At 70.9% G+C, this 16,605-nt stretch carries 15 protein-coding genes; 7 read left to right on the forward strand and 8 right to left on the reverse strand.

Annotated elements, in window-relative coordinates:
• Window positions 1–81: 81 nt before the first annotated feature.
• Together OG741_RS08730 and OG741_RS08735 are read left to right on the forward strand one after the other, a co-directional pair.
• A complete protein-coding gene (locus tag OG741_RS08730; protein WP_405596237.1) occupies window positions 82–693 on the forward strand; it encodes a hypothetical protein in 612 nt (203 codons plus the stop codon).
• A gap of 429 nt (window positions 694–1,122) precedes the next feature.
• Window positions 1,123–2,199 carry an RNA ligase (ATP) gene (locus tag OG741_RS08735; protein ID WP_405596238.1) on the forward strand — a complete coding sequence of 359 codons (1,077 nt, stop codon included), beginning with the start codon at window positions 1,123–1,125 and terminating at the stop codon, window positions 2,197–2,199.
• Between the two features lie 64 nt (window positions 2,200–2,263).
• On the opposite strand, the gene soxR is transcribed toward OG741_RS08735, so the two are convergent.
• A complete protein-coding gene (gene soxR, locus OG741_RS08740) occupies window positions 2,264–2,743 on the reverse strand; it encodes a redox-sensitive transcriptional activator SoxR (RefSeq protein ID WP_266478147.1) in 480 nt (159 codons plus the stop codon).
• A gap of 109 nt (window positions 2,744–2,852) precedes the next feature.
• Here soxR and OG741_RS08745 point away from each other — a divergent pair, with 109 nt between their 5' ends.
• Window positions 2,853–3,314 (forward strand): MaoC family dehydratase, encoded by a 462-nt coding sequence (locus tag OG741_RS08745; protein ID WP_405596239.1) that lies wholly within the window; start codon window positions 2,853–2,855, stop codon window positions 3,312–3,314.
• 13 nt (window positions 3,315–3,327) lie between these two features.
• Here the strand turns inward: OG741_RS08745 and OG741_RS08750 are convergent, their stop codons facing one another.
• Both OG741_RS08750 and OG741_RS08755 read right to left on the reverse strand, forming a co-directional pair.
• Window positions 3,328–3,963 carry a TetR/AcrR family transcriptional regulator gene (locus tag OG741_RS08750; RefSeq protein ID WP_266478143.1) on the reverse strand — a complete coding sequence of 212 codons (636 nt, stop codon included), beginning with the start codon at window positions 3,961–3,963 and terminating at the stop codon, window positions 3,328–3,330.
• Window positions 3,964–4,019: 56 nt separating this feature from the next.
• The gene (locus OG741_RS08755) at window positions 4,020–4,313 is read right to left on the reverse strand and encodes a YiaA/YiaB family inner membrane protein (RefSeq protein WP_266478141.1); all 294 of its coding nucleotides are present in this window, start codon (window positions 4,311–4,313) and stop codon (window positions 4,020–4,022) included.
• 164 nt (window positions 4,314–4,477) lie between these two features.
• On the opposite strand from OG741_RS08755, the gene OG741_RS08760 reads away from it, so the two are divergent.
• Genes OG741_RS08760 through OG741_RS08770 form a run of 3 tightly spaced genes read left to right on the forward strand, consistent with a single transcriptional unit; the run spans window position 4,478 to window position 6,898 of the window.
• Window positions 4,478–5,122, forward strand: coding sequence for a TetR/AcrR family transcriptional regulator (locus tag OG741_RS08760; RefSeq protein WP_405596240.1), 645 nt, complete (start codon window positions 4,478–4,480; stop codon window positions 5,120–5,122).
• Between the two features lie 49 nt (window positions 5,123–5,171).
• Window positions 5,172–5,867: an ArsR/SmtB family transcription factor gene (locus tag OG741_RS08765; protein WP_405596241.1), complete on the forward strand. Its 696-nt coding sequence runs from the start codon at window positions 5,172–5,174 to the stop codon at window positions 5,865–5,867.
• 32 nt (window positions 5,868–5,899) lie between these two features.
• Window positions 5,900–6,898, forward strand: coding sequence for a DMT family transporter (locus OG741_RS08770; protein ID WP_405596242.1), 999 nt, complete (start codon window positions 5,900–5,902; stop codon window positions 6,896–6,898).
• A 229-nt stretch (window positions 6,899–7,127) separates the two neighbouring features.
• On the opposite strand, the gene OG741_RS08775 is transcribed toward OG741_RS08770, so the two are convergent.
• From OG741_RS08775 to OG741_RS08795, 5 genes are all read right to left on the reverse strand, one after another.
• On the reverse strand, window positions 7,128–8,207 hold the full coding sequence (locus OG741_RS08775; protein WP_405596243.1) for a Zn-dependent alcohol dehydrogenase: 1,080 nt from the start codon (window positions 8,205–8,207) through the stop codon (window positions 7,128–7,130).
• A 19-nt stretch (window positions 8,208–8,226) separates the two neighbouring features.
• On the reverse strand, window positions 8,227–9,621 hold the full coding sequence (locus tag OG741_RS08780; protein WP_405596244.1) for an aldehyde dehydrogenase family protein: 1,395 nt from the start codon (window positions 9,619–9,621) through the stop codon (window positions 8,227–8,229).
• A 96-nt stretch (window positions 9,622–9,717) separates the two neighbouring features.
• Complete coding sequence (locus OG741_RS08785) at window positions 9,718–11,061, reverse strand: ABC transporter ATP-binding protein (RefSeq protein ID WP_405596245.1); 1,344 nt, start codon at window positions 11,059–11,061, stop codon at window positions 9,718–9,720.
• Window positions 11,062–11,226: 165 nt separating this feature from the next.
• The gene (locus tag OG741_RS08790; RefSeq protein WP_405596246.1) at window positions 11,227–12,618 is read right to left on the reverse strand and encodes a CitMHS family transporter; all 1,392 of its coding nucleotides are present in this window, start codon (window positions 12,616–12,618) and stop codon (window positions 11,227–11,229) included.
• A 119-nt stretch (window positions 12,619–12,737) separates the two neighbouring features.
• Entirely contained in the window at window positions 12,738–14,921 is a 2,184-nt protein-coding gene (locus OG741_RS08795; protein ID WP_405596247.1) for a molybdopterin oxidoreductase family protein, read from the reverse strand.
• 363 nt (window positions 14,922–15,284) lie between these two features.
• Here OG741_RS08795 and hmgA point away from each other — a divergent pair, with 363 nt between their 5' ends.
• Window positions 15,285–16,604: a homogentisate 1,2-dioxygenase gene (gene hmgA / locus OG741_RS08800; RefSeq protein WP_405596248.1), complete on the forward strand. Its 1,320-nt coding sequence runs from the start codon at window positions 15,285–15,287 to the stop codon at window positions 16,602–16,604.
• Window position 16,605 lies beyond the last annotated feature (1 nt).

Consider the following 16,605-nt stretch of genomic DNA (forward strand, 5'->3'; position numbering starts at 1 on the left):
CGAATTTTCGATGGAGCCGGATCGGGTACTCGTACGTCCATTCCTCAACGCCGAAGTACCAGCGACGGAGGTGGCAGTGCGATGGCCGGTTTCCGCAGTCTTGCGAGACAGGTGCGCGACGCGCGGTGTGATCTGGCGCTACGACGCTATTCGCTGCGCAAGTGCCTGGAGCGATTTGCCCCTTATGGGCACCGGGCAACCTGGGCTCATCTGTGCGCCAGGCACAGCATCGAGCCCGAGGACCGGGCCCCCGATCCGGCGCGGCTGGTGGCCGCGCTCGACGAGTTGGAACAGGCGCGGGCCGTCTGGCTCGCGTACGAAGAGAGTTTCGCGGACCGCCGCAAGCGCGAGAAGCACGACGGACTGCGACGGCCGGCGTCGATCGACGACTGGCACCGGCGCACCTGGGGCGGGAACGGGGTCGCCCGCTGCGACAGCCCGGCCGACCATCCGTCGGCACCGCTCGCCGAGGTCCTGCGGCGGCTGATATCCGCGCTGGAGACCGAACCCGGAAACGGCTGCCCGGTGTGCGGGGGGACGCACATCGTGTGGCGGCAGGATCTGGCGAACGAGCCCTGGTTCGGGCCGGTTTGCACGGGCTGCGGGATAGTCGTGCCGCAGCCCGTACTGACGTCCGAGGCGGTGGCGGCGGCGAAGCGGGCGGGGCGCAGGGAGCTGGCGTCGGTGGCCTGAGCGGTTGGGCCGGGCCCTGCGGGGCTTGTTCCCCACCCCGCCCCTTCCCGTAACCGGGGGGCGCTGCCCCCGGCCCCCCGACGGGGCTTCGCCCCGGACCCCGAATGCGGCCTTCGGCCGCATGTCCTCAAACGCCGGACGGGCTGGATATGCGGCCGAGCCGCACATTCCAGCCCCGCCGGCGTTTGAGCCGTGGTCCCGGACGCGAAATTCAGCCCCGCCGGCGATTGAGGAGCGGGGGTCCGGGGGCGGAGCCCCCGGACGGGGCCTGGGGCGGAGCCCCAGTTCGGGAAGGGGCGGGGTGGGGAAAGATCAACCGGCGGTGCCCCAGGACTGCGCACGCCGACCTGGACGTCTCGATATTCAGTGGCCGACCCCCGCTCACCGCCCGCACAGTGGACGCGGAAATCCGTAATCGAGGAGACGCCGATGTCCACGCTGCGTGTCACCGCAGAGCTGCTGACCGTCCACGAGCACCCGAACGCCGACGCGCTCGAACTGGCCCAGGTGGGCCTGTACCGCGCCGTCGTCGCCAAGGGCGCGTACCGCAGTGGTGACGCCGCCGTCTACATCCCCGAACAGTCCGTGCTCCCGGCCGGGTTGATCGAGGAGCTGGGGCTGACCGGACGGCTGGCCGGCGGAGAGGCCAACCGGGTCAAGGCGGTTCGGCTGCGCGGCGAGCTGTCGCAGGGCATCGTCTGCCGGCCGCAGGCCCTCGCAGACATCGATCTGGCGCAGGCGGCCGCCGACGGCACGGACTTCGCGGAGCTGCTCTCGATCACCAAGTGGTCGCCGCCCATCCCGCCCACGATGAGCGGCGATGTGGAACGGGCTCCCGATCTGCTGCCCTGGGTCGACATCGAGAACATCCAGCGCTATCCGGAGATCTTCGAGCCGGGCGAGCCCGTGGTGATCACCGAGAAGCTGCACGGCTCGGCCTGCCTGCTGACGTACTGCGCGACGGACGACGGGCAGGGGCGTGTCCAGGTCTCGTCGAAGGGCTTCGGCGCCAAGGGCCTTGCCCTCACGGAGGATCCGCGCAATCTGTACTGGCGCGCAGTGCTCGGCCATGACGTCCCGGCGGTCGCCGCGCGCCTCGCCGAGAAGCTGGGGGCGAGCCGGGTCGGGATCTTCGGCGAGGTGTACGGCGCCGGGGTGCAGGACCTCGCCTACGGGGCCAACGCCCGCTCCGAGGCGCTCGGTTACGCCGTCTTCGACGTGTCGGCCGAGATCGGCGGCCAGGTCCGCTGGCTGGAGCCGGCCGAGCTGCTGGAGGGTGAACTGCCGCTGGTGCCACGGCTGTTCGAGGGTCCGTACGACATCGGCACGGTGCTGGAACTGGCGAGCGGCCGGGAGACCGTGTCCGGGCGCGAGCTGCATCTGCGCGAAGGCGTCGTGATCCGTCCCGCCGCCGAGCGCTACAGCCCGGTGGTGGGCGGCCGGGCGATCGCCAAGGCGGTCAGCCCGGCGTATCTGACGCGCAAGGGCGGCACGGAGTACGAGTAGTCCCGCGCGGCAAAAGGCAGAGGCGGGCCCGTCACGGGGGTGCGGGCCCGCCTGTACGCCATGCTCAGGCACGGTCCTTCGCGGGCCGTCCGCGCTCCGGCAGCAGCCGGGAGCCCGTCAGCCGCTCGCCGAAGATGTCGTCCGGGTTGGACAGAACGCAGGTCTGCAGGGAGAGGCAGCCGCAGCCGATGCAGTCGGTGAGATGGTCGCGGAGCCGGCCGAGCTGTCTGATGCGCTCGTCGAGCTCCGCGCGCCACGCCTCGGACAGCCGCGCCCAGTCCTCGCGGTCGGGTGTGCGCTCCTCCGGCAGTTCGGCCAGTGCGTCCCTGATCGTGGCGAGCGGAATGCCCACCCGCTGCGCGGCGCGTACGAAGGCGACGCGGCGCAGCGCGTCCCTGCTGTACCGGCGCTGGTTTCCGCTGGTCCGACGGCTACTGATCAGCCCTTTGGACTCGTAGAAGTGCAGGGCGGACACGGCGGCCCCGCTGCGCGCGGAGAGCTGGCCGACCGTGAGCTCGTGAATCTTCTCGGGAATCTGTGGCACTCCTCGAAGCCTACTGGGCCCGTCGTTGACAGGAGCTGTCCGCCCAACCATGCTGAGCAAGCGCTTAGACATTGGTGTTCCGCAGAGACGAGACGCAGGGAGCAGGGACATGGCCGAGCCGAGGATCTTCACGTCCGCCGAGGAGCTGCGCGCCGGGGTCGGCGAGCAGCTGGGGCACAGCGACTGGCTGGAGATCGAGCAGAAGCGGATCGATCTCTTCGCCGAGGCGACCGGTGACCACCAGTGGATCCACGTGGACCCGGAACGGGCGGCGACCGGCCCCTTCGGTACGACGATCGCGCACGGCTATCTCACGCTGTCGCTGCTCCCGGTCTTCGTCCCGCAGGTCCTGCGCGTCGAGGGCATGAAGATGGGCATCAACTACGGCGCGAACAAGGTCCGTTTCCCCTCGCCCGTACCGGTGGGCTCGCGACTGCGCGCGACGGCGGTGCTGCAGAGCGTGGAGGAGGCGGGCGGCGGCGTGCAGGTGACCGCCCTCGTCACGGTGGAGCGCGAGGGCGGCGACAAGCCGGTGTGCGTGGCCGAGTCGGTGTCCCGCTACTTCTTCTGAGTCCCGCCGACTCCTACGAGTCCTGGCTCTTCCGGGCGGAGACCATGCGCAGGACGAGGTCGGCGTACAGCGCGCCGACCTCGTCGGGGGTCCTGCGGCCCCGCGTGTTGAACCAGCGCGCCACGTCGATGCAGAGCGACAGCACGGCGACCGTGGTGCCGGGGACGTCCGGGACGTCGAACTCCCCCGACTCGACGCCCTCGTGGAGAATTCCGCGTACGACGGCGTCGCTGCGGCGGCGCAGCTCGACGATCTCTTCGCGGTGTTCGCCGGAGAGCGCGTCGAGCTCGTACTGCACCACGCGTGCGGTGTCGTGCCGCCCCGCGTGCCAGCGGACGAAGGAACTCACGGCCGCGGCGAGCCGCTCGGAGGGCGTGCTGCCCGTGTCGGCCGCCGTCGACAGGACCTCCAGGGCCTTGTCGTGCCCGATCCGGCTGATCCGGTGGAGCAGCTCTTCCTTGGTCTTGTAGTGGATGTAGAGCGCGGCGGGGCTCATTCCGGCGCGGCCCGCGATGTCCCGGGTCGTCGTCGCGTGATAGCCCCGCTCGGCGAAGGCCTCGACGGCGGCGACGAGCAGCTTCCTCGCCGCCTCGGGCGTGACCTCGCCCCACGGCATGTCCTCGCCGGCCGTGTCCTCCGCCGTACTCATCGCTCGCCCCTTCCGTTCATCAGAAGGCACACCATACCCCGAGGGTGAGCAAGCGCTTAGATCTTGGGCTTCTGGAAGGGGTCGTGCTCGGCGAGCAGCTTCTCCAGCCTGGCCTGGTCGACCCGGCTGACGATCTGCCCGGCTTCCTGGCGGTCCCGGATCACCTTGGCCAGCGTGAACGCCGAGGTCGTGAGGTAAAGGACGGCGATGGCGAGGAAGCCGCGCACCCAGGCGTCGGCGTCGAGATAGAGGATGCCGAGGCCGACAGCGCCGAGCGCGACGGCGAAGGAGGCGACGGACTGTCCGTAGAAGGCCGCGGTGTTCTGCTGCTTGACCTGTGTCTCACTCATAGGCGTCAGCATCGGTCGGCGTGGCCCGCGCCACATCCGCTCCCGTACTCACACGCGTACTCAGCGGACGGCTGTCTGCTCCTCACCGAGCTCCAGGTTCATACGCCCACCCCGCTTTAACTATCACTGCTAGTTTCCCGTCGGCAGGCCCTACTATGTGCCGCATGGCCCGCCCGCGCAAGCCCCTGCTCAGCCGAGAACGCATCGTCGAGACGGCGAGCGCGCTCGTGGACGCCGAGGGCCTCGACGCCGTCTCCACCCGCAGGCTCGCCGCCGAACTCGGGGTCAGCGGCCCCTCCCTCTACAACCACTTCCGCAACAAGGACGAGATCCTCGACGCCGTCGCCGACGCCGTCAGCGCCCAGGTCGACCTGTCGATGTTCGACGAGGGCGACCAGCGCGACTGGCGCACCGCGCTGCACGACTGGGCCGTCTCCTACCGCGCGGCCCTGACCGACCACCCCAACACCGTGCCGATGCTCGCCCGTGGCCCGGGCCGCCGCCCGGCGGGGCTCAAAGTGGCCGACGCCGTCTTCGGCGCAATGGTCCGCGCGGGCTGGCCACCGGCCCAAGCGACCTGTATCGGCGCCCTGATGCGGTACTTCATCACCGGCTCGGCGCTCGGTTCGTTCGCCCGCGGCTTCGTCGACGACGAGTCCGCGTACGACCCGGCCGACTACCCGCATCTCGGGCAGGCGCATCTGCTCGCCGAGCGGCAGCAGAAGGTGGACGAGGGCGCGTTCGAGACGGGTCTGCGGGCACTCATCGACGGTCTGTCCGTGCAGTACGAGGCCCTGGTGCGCGCCTGACGGAGACAGTTCGGCGGCCGCCGAACAGTGATGGGGCCATCCTGGACACATGCAGTCCAAAGACCTTGCCGCGCTGGCCGCGCTCCTCGCCGACGAGACCCGGGCCTCCTTCTGTCTCGCGCTGCTGGACGGCCGCGCCTGGACCTCGGGCGAACTCGCCCGGCACGCGCGCGTGGCGCCGTCGACCGCCAGTGAGCATCTGGGCAAGCTCGTCGCGGGCGGGCTGCTCGCCGAGGAGCGCCAGGGGCGCCACCGGTATGTGCGGCTCGCGGGCGAGAGCGTCGCCCGTCTCGTCGAGGAGCTTGCCGCGCACACCCCACCCGCCCCCGACGCGCCGCCCGCCTCGCTGCGGGCCGCGAGCACCCGCAGCGCCATGGCCCGCGGACGCACCTGTTACGACCATCTCGCCGGGCGGCTCGGCATCGCGATCACCCAGGCAATGACGGCACGCGGGCTGCTGCACCAGGACACCGGCTTCGCGCTCACCGCCCAAGGCATCGCCTGGTTCGGCGAGTTGGGGCTCACGCTGGAGCGGAAGGGGCGGCGTCCGCTCGTACGGTCGTGCCTGGACTGGACCGAGCGCAAACCGCATCTCGCGGGGCTCGCGGGAGCCGAGCTGTGCCGCCACGCCCTGGATGCGGGCTGGTGCGTACGGATCGGGTCCGAGCGCGCGGTGAAGGTGACCGCGGACGGCGAGCGGGCGCTGGCCGAGCTGCTCGGCATCGAGCCAGGGACATTGCGGTGAACGCCGAACAGTCGCCGCCGTACGGTCGGCGCATGACGCACTCCCCGCGCCCCGCCCGTTCGCAGTGGCCCGCTCTCGCCGCCGCGGGCATCACCGTCGTCCTGTGGGCCTCGGCCTTTGTGTCGATCCGCAGCGCCGGTGAGGTGTACTCCCCCGGCGCTCTCGCCCTCGGGCGGCTCCTCGCCGGGTCTCTCGCCCTCGGCAGCGTCCTGCTGGTCCGGCGAGAAGGGCTGCCGCCGCGGGCCGCCTGGCCGGGAATCGCCATATCCGGGCTGCTGTGGTTCGGCGTCTACATGGTGGTGCTCAACTGGGGTGAGCAGGAAGTCGACGCGGGCACGGCCGCGATGGTCGTGAACATCGGCCCGATTCTCATCGCGCTGCTCGGCGCCCGGCTGCTCGGCGAGGCGCTGCCGCCGCGGCTGCTGGCCGGGATGGCGGTGTCGTTCGCGGGTGCGGTGACCGTCGGCCTCTCGATGTCGGGCGAGGGCAGCGCCTCCACGCTGGGCGTACTGCTGTGCCTGCTGGCGGCGGTGGGGTACGCGGGCGGGGTGGTGGCCCAGAAGCCCGCGCTGGCGCACGCGAGCGCACTGCAGGTGACGACGTTCGGCTGCCTGGTCGGGGCGGTGGCCTGTCTGCCGTTCGTCGGACAGCTGGTCTCCCAGGCGGAACGGGCTCCGCTGTCGGCCACGCTCAACATGGTCTACCTGGGCGTCTTCCCGACCGCGCTGGCGTTCACGACCTGGGCCTACGCGCTGGCTCGTACGACCGCGGGGCGGATGGGCGCGACGACCTATGCGGTGCCCGCGCTGGTCGTGCTGATGTCATGGCTGGCGCTGGACGAGGTGCCGGCCGGACTCACCCTGGCGGGTGGGACGCTGTGCCTGGCGGGGGTGGCCGTCTCGCGCTCCCGGTCCCGGAGGTCGGCCTCACGGGATGCCGCGGCTGCGCCGGATGCGGCGGTCGCGCCGGGGGATGCCGCGAGGTGCGCGCCGGATGCCGGGGCGTCCGAGGCCGGCGGCCGTCGGGACTGATCCGGCGGCTCCCTGGGCCAGCCTCGCAGGCGGTGGGTTTTCCCCCACCCCGCCCCTTCCCGAACTGGGGCTCCGCCCCAGACCCCGTGCGGGGGCTCCGCCCCCGAACCCCCGCTCCTCAAACGCCGGAGGGGCTGAAGTTCAGCCCGTCCGGCGTTTGAGGACACGCGCGAAGCGCGTCCGGGGCCTGGGGCTTGCCCCAGTTACGGGAAGGGGCGGGGTGGGGAACTTAAAAGACCACCAGCGCACGCCCGCCCCTGCCCGCCAGCATGTTGGCGAACGCATCCGCGATCCCGTCCAGGCCGATCCGGTCCGTCACCAGGGCCGCCAGGTCCAGCCGCCCCGCGCGCACATGCTCCGCCAGGACCGGTAGGTCGACCGCCGGGTTGCTGTTGCCGTAGACGCAGCCCGAGAGCGTGCGGCCCCAGTGGAAGAGTTCCAGCGCGTTGAACGTGACCTGCTGGTCCTTGCCGCCGATGCCGACGACCGTCGTGCGGCCGCCCCGGCGGGTGGACTCCCAGGCGGTGCGGATCGTCGCGGCCCGCCCGACGCACTCGATCGCCACGTCCGCGCCCTGGCCGCCCGTGAGTGTGCGGATCTCCTTCGCGGTGGTGTCGGAGGCGAGGACGTACTCGGTCGCACCCGCCCCCCGCGCCAGGGACTCCTTCTCCTCGGAAACGTCGACCGCGATGATCGTCGACGCGCCCGCGATCCGGGCGGACTGGAGCGTGGCGAGGCCGACCCCGCCGACACCGAAGACGACGACCGTCTCGCCCTCGCGGACGCGGGCGGAGTGGTGGACCGCGCCGTACCCGGTGAGGACCGCGCAGCCGAGCAGGGCGGCATCGGTGAGCGGGACGCCGTCGGGGACGGGCAGGACGCAGTTCGCGGCGACGACGGTTTCTTCGGCGAAGGCCGCGACGTTCAGGCCGGGGTACAGCTCCGCGCCGTCGGCGGTACGGGCGTAGACGTTCGCCGCGCCCGCGAGGGCATTGGCGCACAGCCACACCTCGCCGATCGAGCAGTGGTGGCAACTGCCGCAGGACGGTGCCCAGTTGAGGACGACGCCGTCGCCCGGGGCGACATGCGTGACCCCTTCGCCGACGGAGACGACGGTGCCCGCGCCCTCATGACCCAGGACGCACGGCGTCGGCACCCGCATGGTGCCGTTGGACAGGGACAGGTCGGAGTGGCAGACCCCGGCCGCGGCAAGGCGGACCCGCACCTGACCCGGGCCGGGTTCGGGCAGGTGGATGTCGGTGATCTCCAGCGGAGAGCCGACGGCGGGCAGTACGGCGGCGCGGACCATGATGCGTAGGACTCCCGGCTCAGAACTGGAGGGACTTGGTCTGGAGGTACTCGGACAGACCGTGCGGGCCGAGCTCCCGGCCGACGCCCGACTGCTTGTAGCCGCCGAAGGGCGCGAGGGGGTTGAAGCGGCCGCCGTTGATGTCGACCTGCCCGGTGTCCATCCGGCGGGCGAAGGCGACGGCTTCGGCCTCGTCGGCGGCCCAGACCGCGCCCGCGAGCCCGTACACGGTGCCGTTGGCGATACGCAGGGCGTCGTCCTCGTCCTCGTACTTGATCAGCGAGACGACCGGGCCGAAGATCTCCTCCTGCGCGATGGTCATCTCGGGGGTGACATCGGCAAAGACGGTGGGGCTGACGTAGTAGCCCGTCTCGCGCGGGGCTTCGGGGCCGCCGGCGACCAGGCGGGCGCCCTCGGCGACGCCCTTCTCGATGTAGCCGCGTACGCGCTGCTGCTGCTTGGCGCTGACCAGCGGGCCGATCCGCTCGCCCGGTACGTACTTGGCGACCGCGGCCCTCGCGAGCGCCACCGCCTCGTCGTACTGGTCCTTGTGGACCAGCATCCGGGTCCATGCGCTGCACGTCTGGCCGGAGTTGGACATGACGTTGGCGATACCGACGCCCACGGCCCTGGCCAGGTCGGCGCTCGGCAGGATGACATTGGCGGACTTGCCGCCGAGCTCCAGGGCGACCCGCTTGACCGCGCCGCCCGCGGTCGCGCCGATCTGCCTGCCGACCGCGGTCGAGCCGGTGAACGAGACCAGGTCGACGTCCTCGTGGGCGGCGAGTGCCTGCCCGGCGACCGGGCCGAGACCCGTCACCAGGTTGAACACGCCTGCGGGCAGCCCGGCCTCGTCGACGGCCTCGGCGAAGAGCTGCGCGGTCAGCGGGGTGTCCTCGGCGGGCTTGAGTACGACGGTGCAGCCCGCCGCGAGCGCCGGGGCGACCTTGGCGACGATCTGGTGCAGCGGGTAGTTCCACGGCGTGATCGCACCGACCACGCCGACCGGCTCCAGCAGCACGGTGGAGTTCCCGGTCCTCTCCTCGAAGGAGTACGAGGCCGCCAGCTCCGCGTACGAACCGGCGACCATGATCGGCACGCCCGCGTGGACCGTCTGCGAGAGCTGGAGCGGCGCGCCGAGCTCGGCGGTGACGGTCTCGGCGATCTCGTCCGCGCGGACCACGAGCACATCGCGCAGGGCCGCGATCCGGGCGGCGCGCTCGGCGGGCGGGGTGGCGGCCCAGCCGGGGAGCGCCTCGCGGGCCGCGCGCACGGCATCGTCGACGTCGTCCGCCGTACCGGCCGGGGCATGGGCGATGACCTGCTCGTCGGCCGGGTTCACCACCGCGATCGTGTCCGGACCCCGGGCGGGCCGCCACTGGCCGCCGATGTACATGCCGTCGTGAGCCTTCATCGCACTCCTCCAGAAGCTGCCGTCAGTCGTCCGCACCCACAAACTAGCGGTGTTAGTTTTTGGACGCCAGGGCACCTGGAGCGTAACGGGGACCTCTCAGGCGTCCAGGCCCGGGAGGTCCGTCGGAGCAGGGCAGATTCTGCGGCCGTGGTGGTCGAAGACATAGAGATGCGCGAGATCGACGAGCAGCGGCACCTGCGCGCCGGTACGCAGCCGCACATCGGGCCCGGTCCGCACCACCAGATCGCTCGCTGCCACGGACGGGCGCTCGGCGGTCATGGTCCCCGGCCGCGGCTCCGGGTCGTCCAGGGCCACCACGGGCCCCGAGACATGGGCGACCGCGCGCTTCTTGAGGCGGTTCAGCACGCTCGGGCCGCTGCGGGTCCGGCGCCTGCGGACGGGGCCCTGCGGCCTGGGCGACTCGAGGTCGGCGACCACGGCGGGCTGTGAGCCGGTGTTGAAGTGCACGAGCGCCTCATGGCCCTGGTACTCCATGTGCTCGACGATCCCGGTCAGCGCGACCTCGCCGGGACGGGCCTGGCTCGGCGGGGCAATTCGCGTGGCCTCCGAGCGCAGGCCGACGATGATCTGCCGGCCCTGCTGGATGCGGAGCAACTGGTGGTCGGCGCTGAGGGGTTCGGGCAGCGGAAGTCGCTGTTTGCCGAGATCGATGGACATCCGGCCGTCCAGCGGCGCGTAGACGACCGCCTGCAGCAGATTGATCCGCGGCGTGCCGATGAACGCGGCGACGAAGACGTTCGCGGGCATGGCATAGGTCGCGCGCGGGGTGCTCACCTGCTGGAGTACGCCACCGCGCATCACCGCGACCCGGTCACCGAGGGACATCGCCTCGGCCTGGTCGTGCGTGACGTACACGGTCGTCACCCCCAACTCGGCGGTGAGCTGGGCTATCTCGGCCCGCAGATGGTTGCGCAGTTTCGCGTCGAGGTTGGACAGCGGCTCGTCCATCAGAAAGACGGAGGGCCGTCGGGAGATGGCCCGCCCCATCGCGACCCGCTGGCGTTCGCCGCCGGAGAGCTGGCTGGGGTAGCGGTCCAGGACGTCCTCGATGCCGAGCATGCGGGCAGTGGCCTCGATCTGCGGGCCGCTGTCCGCACGCGGGTTCTCCAGCCGCAGCGGGAACCCGATGTTCTCGCGGTTCGTCATGGTCGGGTAGAGCGCGAAGTTCTGGAAGACCATCGCCATGGCGCGCTCGCGGGGCGGGATGTGGTTGGCGTACTCACCGTCCAGCAGCAACTCCCCCTCGGTGATGTCCTCGAGGCCCGCGATCATGCGCAGCACGGTCGATTTTCCGCAGCCCGAAGGGCCGAGCAGCACCACGAACTCTCCCGGCTCGATGTCGAGTGAGAACCGGTCGACGGCGCGATTGGCGCGTTCGTACCTCTTGCTGACACTGCGCAGGGAGATGGCGCGACTCATAAGTTCCGCCGGAGGAAGAGGGGAGCGACTGAGACGCCTGAAACTAGCCGACTACTCCCGGTCAGGGAATGAGTCGCGCGAAGGTTGGGGCTCCGTGCCACCGACACCGCCGCCCGCGCGAAGGCGAAGGCGGTGGTGTCGGGCGCGGTCAGCCGCTGGAAGGCATCAGATGATGCCGAAGAGAATTCCCGCGCCGAGCACGATCAGCGATGTCAGGGCGGCCCACTTGACGACGAACCGCGTGTGGTCGCCGAATTCGACCTTGGCCATGCCGACGAGGACGTACACGGCGGGGACGAGCGGGCTCGACATGTGCAGGACCTGGCCGGTGAGCGAGGCGCGGGCGATCTCCAGCGAGGAGACGCCGTGTGCGGCGCCGGCCTCGGCGAGGACGGGCAGAACACCGAAGTAGAAACCGTCGTTCGACATGAAGTAGGTGAGCGGGATGCTCAGGACGCCGGTGACGAGCGCCATGTGCGGGCCCATCCCCTCGGGGATGGCGCCGACGAGCCAGTCGGCCATGTGCTTGACCATCCCGGTGCCGGTGAGGACTCCGGTGAAGACGGCGGCGGCGAAGACCATGCCTGCGACGTTCAGGACATTCTCGGCATGGGCGGCGATCCGCGCCCTCTGGTCCGCCATCTTGGGGTAGTTGACCGTCAGGGCGAGCGCGGCGCCAAGCAGGAACAGAACAGGGATCGGCAGATATTCCATGATCATTGCGGTGAGGAGGCCGACGGTGAGCGCCGCGTTGAACCAGTACAGCTTGGGCCGCAGGGTCGCGCGGTTCGGGTCGAGGCCCTTGAAGCCCTCGTCGCCGTCGTCCTGCTGGGGAACTTCCGCACCGGAACCGGCACTTGCGGACGCCGCTTGCCCGCCGCCGCCGCCGGCCTTGACCAGGACCGTCTCGGTCTCCGGCTCCAGCACCTCGTCCAGGGTGAGGACACCCAGGCGCTTGCGCTCGCGCCGGCCCAGCACATAGGAGAGGACGAAGACGAAGAGCAGTCCGACGCCCAGCGCCGGGATCATCGGGACGAAGATGTCGCCCGCATCCACCTTCAGCGCGGTCGCCGCACGGGCGGTGGGACCGCCCCAGGGGAGGGTGTTCATCACGCCGTTGGCCATGGCGGCGACACCCGTCATCACGACCAGGCTCATCTTGAGGCGCTTGTAGAGCGGATACATCGCCGAGACGGTGATCATGAAGGTGGTGGAGCCGTCGCCGTCGAGCGAGACGATCGCGGCGAGCACCGCCGTACCGACCACGACGCGCAGCGGATCCGCCTTGCAGAAGCGCAGAATGCCCCGCACGACCGGGTCGAAGAGACCGACGTCGATCATCACGCCGAAGTAGACGATGGCGAACATCAGCATCGCCGCGGTGGGGGCGAGGTTCCCGACGCCTTCGATGACGTAGTCACCGAGGTGCGCGCCCTTCCCGACGACTACGCAGAAGAGTGCGGGGATGAGGACCAGCGCCGCGATGGGCGACATCTTCTTCATCATGATCAGGACCAGGAAGGTCGCAATCATGGCGAAGCCGAGGATTGTCAGCATGGGGACACCTAACGTTCATCCTTGAACTCCCACCGGAGCGGCGGTGCGGATGACGTTAGGTGCGGCCAAGAGCCGTTAACAAGATGTTGACGCGTGAGCAATACGAGCAAAACCCCAGGTCATCGCACCGGTGATAGCTCGACGGGGAATCCGTTGAGCACAGCGGTGCCGGACAGCGGGTCGAGCCGTGAGCCGTCGAGCAGCTGATTGACATTGACTCCGGGGCGCGCCGCCGCCACCGACATCCGGGTGCCGGGCCGGTCGTGTCCCCAGCCGTGCGGCAGGCTCACCACTCCGGTCCGTACCGCGTCCGTGATCTCCACCGGCGCTTCGACCTGGCCGCCCTCGGCGGTGATACGGGCGGGGGCGCCGTCCTCGAGTCCCAGCCGGGCCGCGTCGGCGGGGTGGATCTGCAGGGTGCAGCGGTTGGAGCCGCCGTTGAGCGTGGCGACGTTGTGCATCCAGCTGTTGTTGGAGCGCAGATGGCGGCGGCCGACGAGCACGAGGGCGGTGGGCCGCTCGGCCAGCGCGCGCCGCAGCCGGGGCAGATCGGCCGCGATCGGGTCGGGCAGCAGCTCGATGCGTCCGCTGCGGGTCTTGAGGATCTGCGGAATGCGCGGTTGGAGCGGGCCGAGGTCGACGCCGTGCGGGTTCTCCAGGAGCTTGTCGAGGGTGAGGTCGTACGGGCCGAGGCGCAGCATCATGTCGAGGCGCCGTTCCGGTCCGGTGCGGCCGGTGAGCTGCTCGGCCAGCTCCTTGGGAGCTCCCTCCTTGGCGAGGGTGTTCTCGATGACCATGTCGTCGACGGCGCCCGGCTCCGCGCCGTGCATCCCGCCCACGGCGAGCACCAGCCGGGCCTGGATCTCGCACTCGCCCATCCGCCCCTCCTCCAGGGGGACGACCGCCGGGGTGTAGCGGGCCTGGTTGCGGACGGCGAAGGCGTTGAACGCGAAGTCGAAGTGGGAGCTCTGGGACGGCGGCGGCGGAGGCAGGACCACATCCGCGTGCCGGGACGTCTCGTTGAGATACGGATCGACGCTGACCATGAAGTCGAGCCCGGCCAGCGCGCGGTCGAGGCGGTCGCCGTCGGGGGCGGAGAGCACCGGGTTGGCGGCGATGGAGATGACCGCGCGGATGCGGCCCTCGCCCGGGGTGTCGATCTCCTCGGCCAGCGCGGCCATGGGCAGTTCGCCCTTGGCCTCGGGGTGTCCGCTGACCCTGCTCGCCCAGCGGCCGAGCGCGAAGCCCTTGCCGGGGGCGGCGGGGCGGGGAGCGCGATCGGTGGCGGACAGCGGGAAGAGCGCGCCGCCGGGGCGGTCGAGATTGCCGGTGATCACATTGAGCACGTCCACCAGCCAGTTGGTGAGGGTGCCGTATTCGACGGTGGAGCTGCCGACCCGGCCGTAGACGGCGGCGGTGGGCGCGGCGGCGAGTTCGCGGGCGATCGTACGGATCTCCTCGGCGTCCATGTCACAGGCGGCGGCGACCGCCTCGGGCGTGAACTCCCGTACCGCTTCCTGGACTTCGGCCACTTGCTCGACATGCGCTTCGAGCGCGCCGAGGTCGGTGAGCTTCTCCTCGAAGAGGACGGCGGCGATGGCGGCGAGCAGCAGCGCGTCGGTCCCGGGCCGGATGGCGACATGCCGGTCGGCCAGCTGCGCGGTGCGCGTGCGGCGCGGGTCGACGACGGTCAGCGTGCCGCCGCGCCTGCGCAGCGCCTTGAGCTTGCCGGGGAAGTCGGCGGCGGTGCACAGACTGCCGTTGGAGTCCAGGGGGTTGGCGCCGAGCAGGAGCAGATGGTCCGTGCGGTCCAGGTCGGGGACCGGGATGGCGACGGCGCTGCCGAAGAGGAGCCCGCTGGAGACGTGCTTGGGCATCTGGTCCAGGGTGCTGGCGGTGAAGAGATTGCGGGTGCGCAGCAGGGTGAGCAGGACGGGCGGGTAGAGGGCGCCGGCCATGGTGTGGACGTTCGGATTGCCGAGGATCACGCCGACGGCATTGGGCCCGTGCTCCTCGATCAGCGGCCGGATCCGGGCCGCGACCAGGTCGAAGGCCTCGTCCCAGGTGGCCTCCCGCAGTTCCCCGTTCTCGCGCACGAGGGGGGAGCGCAGCCGGTCGGGATCGGCGTCGAGCTCACCGAAGGAGGCGCCCTTGGGACAGATGAAGCCCTTGCTGAAGACATCCTCACGATCGCCTCGGGCGCCGGTGACGCGGGTGCCCTCGATGGTGAGGGTCAGCCCGCAGGTGGCCTCGCAGAGGGGACAGATCCGGAGGGCGGTGCGGGTGGGGGCTGTGCGGGGCATGGGCCCTCCCTGGGGCGACGGCGATGCCCGCCAGCATACCGACCGGTATGGAGGGTGGGGAGGGGTCGGCGCGGTTCGGGTCGCCTGCGGCGCTGTTCCCCTACCCGCCCTCCCCCAGACTCCGTCCGGGGGGACCCCCAACCTCCCCGTATGCGACCTTCGGCCGCATGTCCTCAAACGCCGGACGGGCTGAATAATTCAGCCCCTCCGGCGTTTGAGGAGCGGGGGTCCGGGGGCAGCGCCCCCGGTTACGGGAAGGGGCGGGGTGGGGAACAGCGCCGCAGACAACCCGAGCCGCGTTGACGGGACGGGCCCGCAATCCTACGGTTGTCCATAGGATTCCTTCAGCACCGGGAGCGGACGATGAGCGGCATCGAGCAGGCGCGGAAGACGGCCGAGGGCCTTGGGCAGCTGGCCGGCTTCGGCAATGAACACAGCTCGGAGGCCGTGCCTGGCGCGCTTCCGCACGGGCGGAACTCACCCCAGCGCGCCCCGCTGGGGTTGTATGCCGAGCAGCTGAGCGGCAGTGCGTTCACCGAGCCGCGGGTCCACAACCGCCGCTCGTGGCTGTACCGGATCCGCCCGTCGGCCGCGCATCCTCCGTTCGTCCGCATCGACAACGGCGGCGTACGCAGCGCGCCCTTCACCGAGACCGTCCCCGACCCCAACCGGCTGCGCTGGAACCCGCTGCCGGATCCCGCCCCCGGGACCGACTGGCTGGCCGGTCTGTGGACCCTCGGCGGAAACGGTGACGCGACCCAGCGCACGGGCATGGCCGTGCACCTGTACCACGCCAACTCCTCCATGACGGACCGGGTGTTCAGCGACGCGGACGGCGAGCTGCTGATCGTGCCCGAGCGGGGCGGCCTGCTGCTGCGCACGGAGCTCGGGCTGCTCGCGGCCCGCCCCGGCGACGTCGCGCTGATCCCCCGTGGCGTCCGTTTCCGCGTCGAGCTGCTCGACGAGAGCGCCCGCGGCTATGTCTGCGAGAACTACGGTCAGCCGTTCCAGCTGCCCGACCTCGGCCCGATCGGCGCGAACGGCCTGGCCAACGCCCGCGACTTCCTCGCGCCGGTGGCGGCGTACGAGGACGTGGAAGGCCCGGTCGAGGTCGTCAACAAGTTCTGCGGCAACCTCTGGGCCGCGACCTACGACCACTCGCCTCTGGATGTCGTCGCGTGGCACGGCAACCATGTTCCGTACGTCTACGACCTGCACCGCTTCAATGTGATCGGGACGATCTCCTACGACCACCCGGACCCGTCGATCTTCACCGTGCTGACCTCGCCGAGCGACACCCCCGGCCTGGCGGGCGTCGACTTCGTCGTGTTCGCGCCGCGCTGGCTGGTCGGGGAGAACACCTTCCGGCCGCCGTACTTCCACCGGAACGTGATGAGCGAGTACATGGGCCTGATCGAGGGCGCGTACGACGCCAAGGCGGAGGGCTTTGTCCCGGGCGGCGGCTCGCTGCACAACATGATGTCCGCGCACGGGCCCGACCGGGAGACCTTCGACCGCGCCAGCGCCGCCGAGCTGAAGCCGCAGAAGATCGACGACGGGCTTGCCTTCATGTTCGAGACGCGCTGGCCGGTGACGGCGACCGGGCAGGCGGCGAACGCCGGCCATCTGCAGAAGGGGTACGACGACGTGTGGCAGGGTCTTGAGCGCCACTTCCGGTCGTAGT

It is taken from the genome of Streptomyces sp. NBC_01410, assembly GCF_045040195.1.
Classification (GTDB): Bacteria; Actinomycetota; Actinomycetes; order Streptomycetales; family Streptomycetaceae; genus Streptomyces.